The sequence below is a fragment of the Acidovorax sp. genome, assembly GCF_046341535.1.
Taxonomy (GTDB): Bacteria; Pseudomonadota; Gammaproteobacteria; order Burkholderiales; family Burkholderiaceae_C; genus Acidovorax.
The window spans coordinates 1-8345 of the sequence record NZ_JBKDRI010000093.1 but is presented as its reverse complement, the minus strand read 5'-3'; the positions used below and the strand labels follow the sequence as shown (position 1 = coordinate 8345).

The following is an 8345-nucleotide window of genomic DNA, read 5'->3' as shown; positions in this document are numbered from 1 at the left end:
TAGGAATCAGCGGCTCCACCCGCTGCCAAAAATCATCGGTCACTACCCATGAGTCCACTCGCTTCTTGGTCGTCAAAGTCTTGCCTTACGCCGCGTCAACTACGGCTCAGGGAGATAGTTTACTATTTACGGATAAACTCTAAGCGCCACAGGGAGGCTACTTCAGCCAGCCCCGCTTGCGGAAGTACCACATGGGGCCGAGAGCGCTGGCCACCATCAGGCCCAGAGCGTACGGGTAGCCCCAGGTCTGCGCCAGCTCGGGCATGTATTGGAAATTCATCCCGTACACGCTGGCAATCAGCGTCGGCGGCAGCAGCGCCACGCTGGCCACCGAGAAGATCTTGATGATCTTGTTCTGGTTGATGTTGATGAAACCGACCGTGGCGTCCATCAGGAAGTTGATCTTGTCGAACAGGAACGCCGTGTGGTTGTCCAGCGACTCGATGTCGCGCAGGATCTGGCGCGCTTCCTCGAACTGCTCTGCGTTGAGCATCTTGGAGCGCATCATGAAGCTCACCGCACGGCGTGTGTCCATGACGTTGCGGCGGATGCGGCCATTCAAGTCTTCCTGTCGCGCAATGGCGGCCAGCACCTCACCGGCGCGGGCGTCGGTCACATCGCCCGCAAGCACCTGCTTGCTGACCAGCTCCAGCTCATCGTAGATGCCTTCAAGCGTGTCGGCCGAGTATTCGGCATCGGCGTCGAACAGCTTGAGCAGCACCTCTTTGGCGTCTTCAATCAGCCCCGGCGCACGGCGCGCGCGCATGCGCAGCAGCCTGAATACAGGCACATCCTCGTCATGGATGGAAAACAGAACGCCCCGGCTCTTGAGGTTGGCGTTGTGCTGGTTCAGGATGAACGCCACGCGCACCGAGCGGGGATTTTCGGCGTCATCGATCAAAAAGTCGCTGCGGATATGCAGCTCGCCGTTGTCTTCCTCGTAGAAGCGGGCGGACTCCTCAATGTCCTCGTCCATCGCATCTTCGGGGATGAACAGGCCATAGTGCTGCTTGATCCAGCGCTTTTCTTCGGGCGTAGGTGCTTCCAGGTCCACCCAGATGGGCTGGAATTTGGTCAGCTCTTCCAGGGATTCGATTTCTTCCTGAAACAGCCGGCCATTGGCGAGCGAAAAGATGTTGAGCATGGGCTCACTCCCGGGTCATAGGGCATCTGCGGTGGGGCGGTGGGGTGCTTTCAAACCCCACGGCAGGCCGGGGAGTTGAAAGCTACCAACTGGGGTAGGTTTCCAAGGAGCGTTCTCCGTCAGGATTGAGAGGGTTGCCTAGGAGCCTGTCGGACTTGGAGCATCGAAAGCGAAAATCGGCCCCAGCGAGGACAGTTTTTGCCGAATTTGCAGCCCCATAGCCGAGCTATGGGGCAAAAAGGCGGTGAAAAATGGACCGCTGCGGTCGATTTGCAGCCGACGATTTCCAAGTCCGACAGGCTCCTAGGTCAATACAGTGGCGCCCACGAGGACGCCGAATTTCGTCTCAGAACACCCCGTACAAGAGCCGAAAATGAGCCTCCTGGCACGCACAGTTTTGCTGTAGGTGGCGGGGGGTGCGCGGCATCGGTGGGGTGGACGATGTATTTCGGCATGGGGGTCTCGCGGGTGGAGTCAGCGCCGCGAGGGATTTCAGGTGCTCCCCTGACGACGCGATCGACTACCGCACCACGGCCTGCCGCTCCAGCACCTGCCCGGCGAGCTTACGACCCATGGCGATGCCGGCCGCGTTGGAGAAGCGATAGTGGATGCCGCCATAGACGCGGGACATGCTGACCTCCTGGATGAAGTCCTCGATGACGGACCAGCGACGCGTGGCACCCTTGGCGGTAGGGCTGCTGGTGCTCAGCTGCACCGGCTGGCTCCCGGCCTCCGACTGCAGGATCGTGCCGATGGTGGCCGCGAGAATGCTATGGGCGCTCGGGTACTCCGGATGCAGTGGGGCCTCGATCAGAGACAGCCAGCTCGCATCGCGGTCGGTTGCGGGGTTGCCGTCGAGGTCGGCGTTGCGAATGGCGGTAACCGGGCGCCAGAAGTTGTAGTGGTACTTGGCATCGAGAACCGCAATCATCGCGTCGTCCATTCCCTGGGCCACGGTCGCGTATAGCCTGGCGTTGGCTACGAGGTCGCGGCCCGGCATCAGCGCCACCGAGCGCACCACACCATAGTAGATCGGCGGTAGCGAGTAGTCCCAAAACTGGCCGATTTCCGTCTGCTCGGCCGTGCGCACGGTGCTCGCTCGGCTGCCGAGCAACTTCACCTCAGCGTAGTCGCGTTGCCACACCGCGCTGTCCAGTGAAGGCGGTGGTCCCGGCCGGAACTGCGACGGCGAACTCATGATCCACGGCTTGCGCACCGACCACTGCGGTACCGCGACCGCCGATGTAGGCACGTAAGCGCCCGCGGTCGTGTGCGGGCGGTAGCTCTCGGGTATCCCCAGGCCGGCGAGCGAACAGTTCGGACCGAGCCCCAGTCGGGGCATCGCGCGTGGACAGGCACTCGATCGACATGTCCGCTACCCGATGCCGGCGAGCAACCGATCGATGAGATCACTGGCCTGGCGCTGCCGGAGCATCCTGGCCTCGCGGAGTTCAGGCTCCGGCCCTTCACCAAGCTCGAACTTGGCCACCGAAACCGGCCCGTCCTTGCGGTAGCCCTCAGTCGCCTGGTCACTGGCGAATCGGCGCCTCAGGACATCGAGTCCCTCCCGGATGACCGCCGAATGCGAGCCGGCCAGCGCATGGCCAAAGGCTGCGACGACGGCGCCGAGCCCGTCGGGGGCATGCTCGATGCAATAGACCAGGTCATGGGCGTCCTTGCGCTCGAAGCGCTGGTCGAACGCGAAGGCCTTCAGGGAAGTGAAGCTGACGATGTCCGCATGCTTGACGCGCTCGGTGGCCATGCCGTTCTCGCCCAGCAGCTCCGCGCGGATCTCTGTGACCTGATGCAGGTCAAAAACGATGGACGAATGCGGAATGTTGAGCGCCGAGATCGTGCCTTCCGTTGGCAACGGCTGCACCCGGCCCCCGGCAATCTCGGGCGCATCGGCCAAGAGCTCCAGCACCATCAGCGCGCCGTGCTCTGTGCGCGTCTGCCATCGCCACGAAAGCTTCAACCCCTGTTCGTTGACAGCGCGCTCGAAGCCCATCCGCTTGAGGTTGTCGTCCAGCGAGTGGTACGCGTCGGTGTCGGCCAGGAGCTGCAGATCGATGACGATGTCGACATCCAGCGTGCCGGCGTGCGCAGGCACGTCGGGTGGACGCTGAGGCACCAGATAGCGCGGCGTCAGACCTCCGACCAGGAAGACTGACTCCTTCCATGGCCCGAGCCCGCGCAACAGCGTGACGAGGACACGCTCGCAGTCCACGGTGTAGGCATCGCTGTATCCGCCGAAGTGCGAAGGTTTGACCATCAGAAGCCGATCCTTTCCCGGCGCAGGTGCTCAGCCAACTCCTTGGCGCGCCCCTCGGCGCACACCAGGTCCAGGTAGGTCTGGATCGGGCTGGCCAGCCAGACACCGTCCACCCGCTGCCTGAACAGCAGATCCCCCGGCGACTTGGCGTCAATGACGACCAGATTCGCGCCCTCACTGACGGGTCGGGCGCCCAGCTCACCTAGGGCAGCCTCGGTGGCCGAACCGGCCGGCAAGCGGATGCGAACCTGCGAGACGTTCGACAGAAAAGGGGCGTAGCGCTGGGCAGCCGCTTCGTGGGTGACCGCATATTCGATCCCATGCGAAGAACACACACCATCGAGTTCTGTGGCCAGGGCGTCGACCTTCACGGCAGGAACGAAGAACCTGCGCATCGCCTCAGCCGGTTGCTGCCGCAGGCTCGTGGCCCAGGCATCCAGCAGGGCCACAGGCTGACTCACGCGCCGCTGCTTGCCAGGCCCCTGCCCCCGTGAATCCAGCCAGTCGAGTCGTTCCAGTTCGGTCAAGACCATCGACACCGTTGACGGGGATGCCGAGACGTCCTCGGCCAGCTCGGTCACGCCCAGCCAATCCTCGCGGCGCATCAGCAGGCCATGCAACACGTGAGCGCGACGCCCGGAAAACAGCGAACGGATGGCCCGGGAGGTCGACTTCGACGGTGGCTTGTCCACGAAGAAGAGCGCCCCCGGTGCCGGGAGGTACAGGCTGCCCCCGGCGTCGAAATAACCCACCCGCTCCGTTTTCAGCAGATCCTTGGCGCCCGGTGAGATCGATTCGGCCGCGAGCAGCGGCACGGCGCCTTCTGCGCCGGCATCGCCACTGCGGCGCGACGCCGCATCCCGGATCTGCCAAAGTGCTTGCCGGACATCCCGCGGATAGAGCGCCTTTCGGATCCCGACCAGCAGCGCCAAGGGACGCCCGGCAACCTGCATCGAGACTGAAACATCGTTGACCGCGGCCTGCTCGCCAGAGTCGCCCTGGCACGCGAGTTTGGCCGTCACGTCCGGGAGGGCCCGCAGGGCTTCCAGGAGTTCGGCGATCAACGCGCTCTCGACTTCAGGTGCGTTCACGACCATGCCTTATGGGTTATTCGCTGTACAGCGAATAAACGCACTATATTGAATTTTATGATTTATAGCAATATTTGCTGCGCAGCAAATATCCCCTACTCCCACTCAATGGTCGCCGGTGGCTTGCTCGACACGTCGTACGTGACCCGATTGATGCCGCGCACTTCGTTGATGATGCGGCCCGATACCTTTTTAAGCAACGCATAGGGCAGTTCGGCCCAGTCGGCGGTCATGAAGTCGCTGGTCTGCACGGCGCGCAGGGCCACGACATAGTCGTAGGTGCGCCCGTCGCCCATCACTCCCACGCTCTTGACCGGCAAGAACACGGTAAAGGCCTGGCTGGTCAGGTCGTACCACGACTTGCCGCTGGCTTCGTCCTTGAAGTGGTGCAATTCTTCAATGAAGATGGCGTCTGCGCGGCGCAGCAGGTCGGCGTACTCGCGCTTGACCTCACCCAGAATGCGCACGCCCAGCCCTGGCCCCGGGAAGGGGTGGCGGTAGACCATGTCGTGCGGCAGGCCCAGGGCCACCCCCAGCTCGCGCACTTCGTCCTTGAACAGGTCCCGCAAGGGCTCCAGCAGCTTCAGGCCCAGTTGCTCAGGCAGGCCGCCAACGTTGTGGTGGCTTTTGATGGTGACGGCTTTTTTACTCTTGGCTCCACCAGACTCGATCACGTCGGGGTAGATGGTGCCCTGCGCCAGGAAGGTGGCGCCCTTGTGCCCGCCAGCGCCGGCCTTGAGCTTGGCTGCCTCGGCCTTGAATACGTCCACGAACAGGCCGCCGATGATCTTGCGTTTGGCCTCGGGGTCGCTCACACCGGCAAGCTTTCCCAGGAAGAGCTCGCTCGCGTCCACACGGATGACTTTGGCGTGCAGCTTGCCAACGAACATGTCCATGACCATGTCGCCTTCATTCAGGCGCAAGAGACCATGGTCTACAAATACGCAGGTGAGCTGGTCGCCAATGGCGCGGTGGATCAGCGCGGCAGCCACGGATGAATCCACGCCGCCCGACAGGCCCAGGATCACTTCCTCATCGCCCACCTGCTGGCGAATCTGCTCTACTGCCTCGGCGATATGGTCTCGCATGACCCAGTCGGGGCGCGCTCCACAGATACCCAGCACAAAGCGCTCCAGCAGCGCCCTGCCCTGCACGGTGTGAGTCACTTCCGGGTGGAACTGAACCGCGTAGAAGCGGCGGCTCTCGTCGGCCATGCCAGCGATGGGGCAACTGTCGGTGCTGGCCATGAGCTTGAAGCCGGGGGGCAGCTCGGTGACCTTGTCGCCGTGGCTCATCCATACGTTCAGCATGCCGTGACCCCCTGCCGTGGTGAAGTCGGCAATGTCCTTGAGCAGCGCGGTGTGTCCGCGTGCGCGCACCTCTGCAAATCCGAACTCGCGCTTGTGGCCACCTTCGACCTTGCCGCCGAGCTGGTGGGCCATGGTCTGCATGCCGTAGCAGATGCCCAGCACCGGCACTCCCAGCTCGAACACGGCCTGCGGGGCCTTGTCGGTGCTTTGCTCGTACACGCTTGCGTGGCTGCCCGACAGGATCACGCCCTTGAGGCTGCCGTCGGCCGCGTATTCGCGCACCCATTCGTCCGTCACATCGCAGGGGTGCACCTCGCAATAGACATGCGCCTCGCGAACTCGGCGGGCAATGAGCTGGGTGACTTGCGAGCCAAAATCGAGAACGAGGATTTTCTGGTGTTGCATGGCAGGCGACCGGATAGGCTGAAAACTGGTGGCGTGAAAAACGACAAAGGCCCGAACACCTGGGACACGGGTTCGGGCCTGTGGTGGCTGGCAGGTCAGTCGGCGCGGTAGTTCGGCGCTTCTTTGGTGATCTGCACGTCGTGCACGTGGCTCTCGCGGATGCCCGCCGTGGTGATCTCGACGAACTCGGCTTTGTTATTCATCTCTTCGATGGTGGCGCAGCCGCAATACCCCATGGAGGCACGCACGCCGCCCGCCATCTGGTAGACGATGGAAATCATGGATCCCTTGTACGGCACGCGGCCTTCGATGCCTTCGGGCACAAGTTTGTCGGCATTGGGGTTGCCGGTGCTCGACTCCTGAAAGTAGCGGTCGGCACTGCCTTGCTGCATGGCACCGATCGAGCCCATACCCCGGTAGCTTTTGTAACTGCGGCCCTGGAACAGGATCACCTCGCCGGGGGCCTCTTCGGTACCCGCGAACATGCCGCCCATCATCACCGAGCCTGCGCCAGCAGCCAGGGCCTTGGCAATGTCGCCGCTATAGCGAATGCCGCCGTCGGCAATCAACGGCACGCCGGTTCCCTTGAGGGCCGTGGCCACATTGTCGATGGCCATGATCTGGGGCACGCCCACGCCGGCGACGATGCGCGTGGTGCAAATGGAGCCGGGGCCAATGCCGACCTTGACGGCATCTGCACCAGCCTCGACCAGTGCCAGCGCCGCAGCGCCGGTGGCGATGTTGCCGCCGATCACGTCGATTTGCGGATAGTTTTGCTTGACCCAGCGCACGCGGTCGATCACGCCCTTGCTGTGGCCATGGGCTGTGTCCACCACGATCGCGTCCACCCCGGCCTTGACCAGCGCTTCGACGCGCTCTTCGGTGCCCTCGCCCACGCCCACGGCGGCGCCCACGCGCAGACGCCCTGCAGCATCGCGGGCGGCATTCGGAAAGCTCGTCTGTTTGGTGATGTCCTTGACGGTGATGAGGCCCTTGAGCTCAAAGGCGTCGTTCACGACCAGGATGCGCTCAAGCTTGTGCTTGTTCAAAAGCGCTTTGGCTTGAGCCGGTGTTGTGCCGTCCTTTTCGTTGACGGTGATGAGCTTTTCGCGTGGCGTCATGATCTGGTGGACCTTGACGTCGTAGCGCGTTTCAAAGCGCAGGTCACGCCCCGTGACGATGCCCACCACCTTGCCGCCATCGCACACCGGAAAGCCCGAAATTCCCAACTGTTCGGACAACTGAAGCACCTGCAGCACCGTGTGCTCGGGGGTGATGACGACCGGGTCGCGCAGCACGCCGGATTCGTAGCGCTTGACCTTGGCCACCTGGGCAGCTTGTTCCTGCGCCGTCAGATTTTTGTGGACGATGCCGATGCCGCCCTCTTGGGCAATGGCGATGGCCAGGCGCGCTTCCGTCACGGTGTCCATGGCGGCGGACACAAGCGGCAGGTTGAGCTGGATGTTGCGGGAGAGTTTCGTCGCGAGGGACGTGTCCTTGGGCAGGACCTGGGAGTACGCTGGCACCAGCAACACATCGTCGAAGGTGAGCGCTTTTCCGAGAAGGCGCATGAGAAAGCTCCAAAAAACGGATTGTACCCGTGCGGCTGTGGTGCAAAGCCGACGCCTTGCGACTCGGGCACCCGCCCCGGAGCGCAGTGGCAATACCCCATCATCTGCCGTTCAGCCGGCGTATTGCTGCCGGATGTCAGGCTTCCCACTGGCGGCAGACAGGGCGCGCCGCTAAACTCGATCCCATGAAAATACACAAGCTTCTTTTGCTGGCGGTGGCCTGCTCGTGGGCTCTGGGCGCCTCGGCCCAGTGGCAATGGATTGACAAGGATGGGCGCAAGGTATTTAGCGACCGCCCGCCTCCACAGGACATCCCCGAGAAGAGCGTTCTCAAGCAGCCGGACGAAAGGCGCCCCGTGAAAGCGGCTTTGCCCCCTGCCGGGGGCGATGCTGGCCCGGGCGCAGCTGATACCCGTCAGGCCGGCGCTACAGCGGCCGCCCCCAAGGCGGCGGCCAGTGCCACCAAAGACAGGGAGCTCGAACAGAAAAAGGCCCAGGCCGAAGCCGCGGAAGCCGCCAAAGCCAAGGCCGAGCAGGAAAAGCTTGCCAAGG

Annotated in this window: 7 protein-coding genes; 1 reads left to right on the top strand and 6 read right to left on the bottom strand. The window is 63.2% G+C overall.

All coding sequences use genetic code 11. The features are described 5' to 3' along the window. Positions 1–157 precede the first annotated feature (157 nt). From corA to guaB, 6 genes are all read right to left on the bottom strand, one after another. Complete coding sequence (corA, locus tag ACK543_RS06720) at positions 158–1144, bottom strand: magnesium/cobalt transporter CorA (RefSeq protein ID WP_409942077.1); 987 nt, start codon at positions 1142–1144, stop codon at positions 158–160. A 520-nt stretch (positions 1145–1664) separates the two neighbouring features. Continuing rightward, complete coding sequence (locus tag ACK543_RS06715; RefSeq protein ID WP_409942076.1) at positions 1665–2342, bottom strand: vanadium-dependent haloperoxidase; 678 nt, start codon at positions 2340–2342, stop codon at positions 1665–1667. 177 nt (positions 2343–2519) lie between these two features. After that, positions 2520–3416 carry an antitoxin gene (locus ACK543_RS06710; RefSeq protein WP_409942075.1) on the bottom strand — a complete coding sequence of 299 codons (897 nt, stop codon included), beginning with the start codon at positions 3414–3416 and terminating at the stop codon, positions 2520–2522. Further along, positions 3416–4513: a hypothetical protein gene (locus ACK543_RS06705; protein ID WP_409942074.1), complete on the bottom strand. Its 1098-nt coding sequence runs from the start codon at positions 4511–4513 to the stop codon at positions 3416–3418. The genes ACK543_RS06710 and ACK543_RS06705 overlap by 1 nt, the downstream gene beginning before the upstream one ends. Positions 4514–4602: 89 nt before the next feature. Continuing rightward, positions 4603–6222: a glutamine-hydrolyzing GMP synthase gene (gene guaA / locus ACK543_RS06700; protein ID WP_409942073.1), complete on the bottom strand. Its 1620-nt coding sequence runs from the start codon at positions 6220–6222 to the stop codon at positions 4603–4605. Between the two features lie 95 nt (positions 6223–6317). Further along, positions 6318–7793, bottom strand: coding sequence for an IMP dehydrogenase (gene guaB / locus ACK543_RS06695; protein ID WP_409942072.1), 1476 nt, complete (start codon positions 7791–7793; stop codon positions 6318–6320). A 185-nt stretch (positions 7794–7978) separates the two neighbouring features. On the opposite strand from guaB, the gene ACK543_RS06690 reads away from it, so the two are divergent. Then, on the top strand, positions 7979–8345 hold a 367-nt coding region (locus tag ACK543_RS06690), incomplete at its 3' end, for a DUF4124 domain-containing protein (RefSeq protein ID WP_409942071.1).

Bases quoted from the DNA above. Each gene is read 5' to 3' on its own strand.
- corA (WP_409942077.1), bottom strand. From the start codon at position 1,144: ATGCTCAACATCTTTTCGCTCGCCAATGGCCGGCTGTTTCAGGAAGAA.
- ACK543_RS06715 (WP_409942076.1), bottom strand. From the start codon at position 2,342: ATGAGTTCGCCGTCGCAGTTCCGGCCGGGACCACCGCCTTCACTGGAC.
- ACK543_RS06710 (WP_409942075.1), bottom strand. From the start codon at position 3,416: ATGGTCAAACCTTCGCACTTCGGCGGATACAGCGATGCCTACACCGTG.
- ACK543_RS06705 (WP_409942074.1), bottom strand. From the start codon at position 4,513: ATGGTCGTGAACGCACCTGAAGTCGAGAGCGCGTTGATCGCCGAACTC.
- guaA (WP_409942073.1), bottom strand. From the start codon at position 6,222: ATGCAACACCAGAAAATCCTCGTTCTCGATTTTGGCTCGCAAGTCACC.
- guaB (WP_409942072.1), bottom strand. From the start codon at position 7,793: ATGCGCCTTCTCGGAAAAGCGCTCACCTTCGACGATGTGTTGCTGGTG.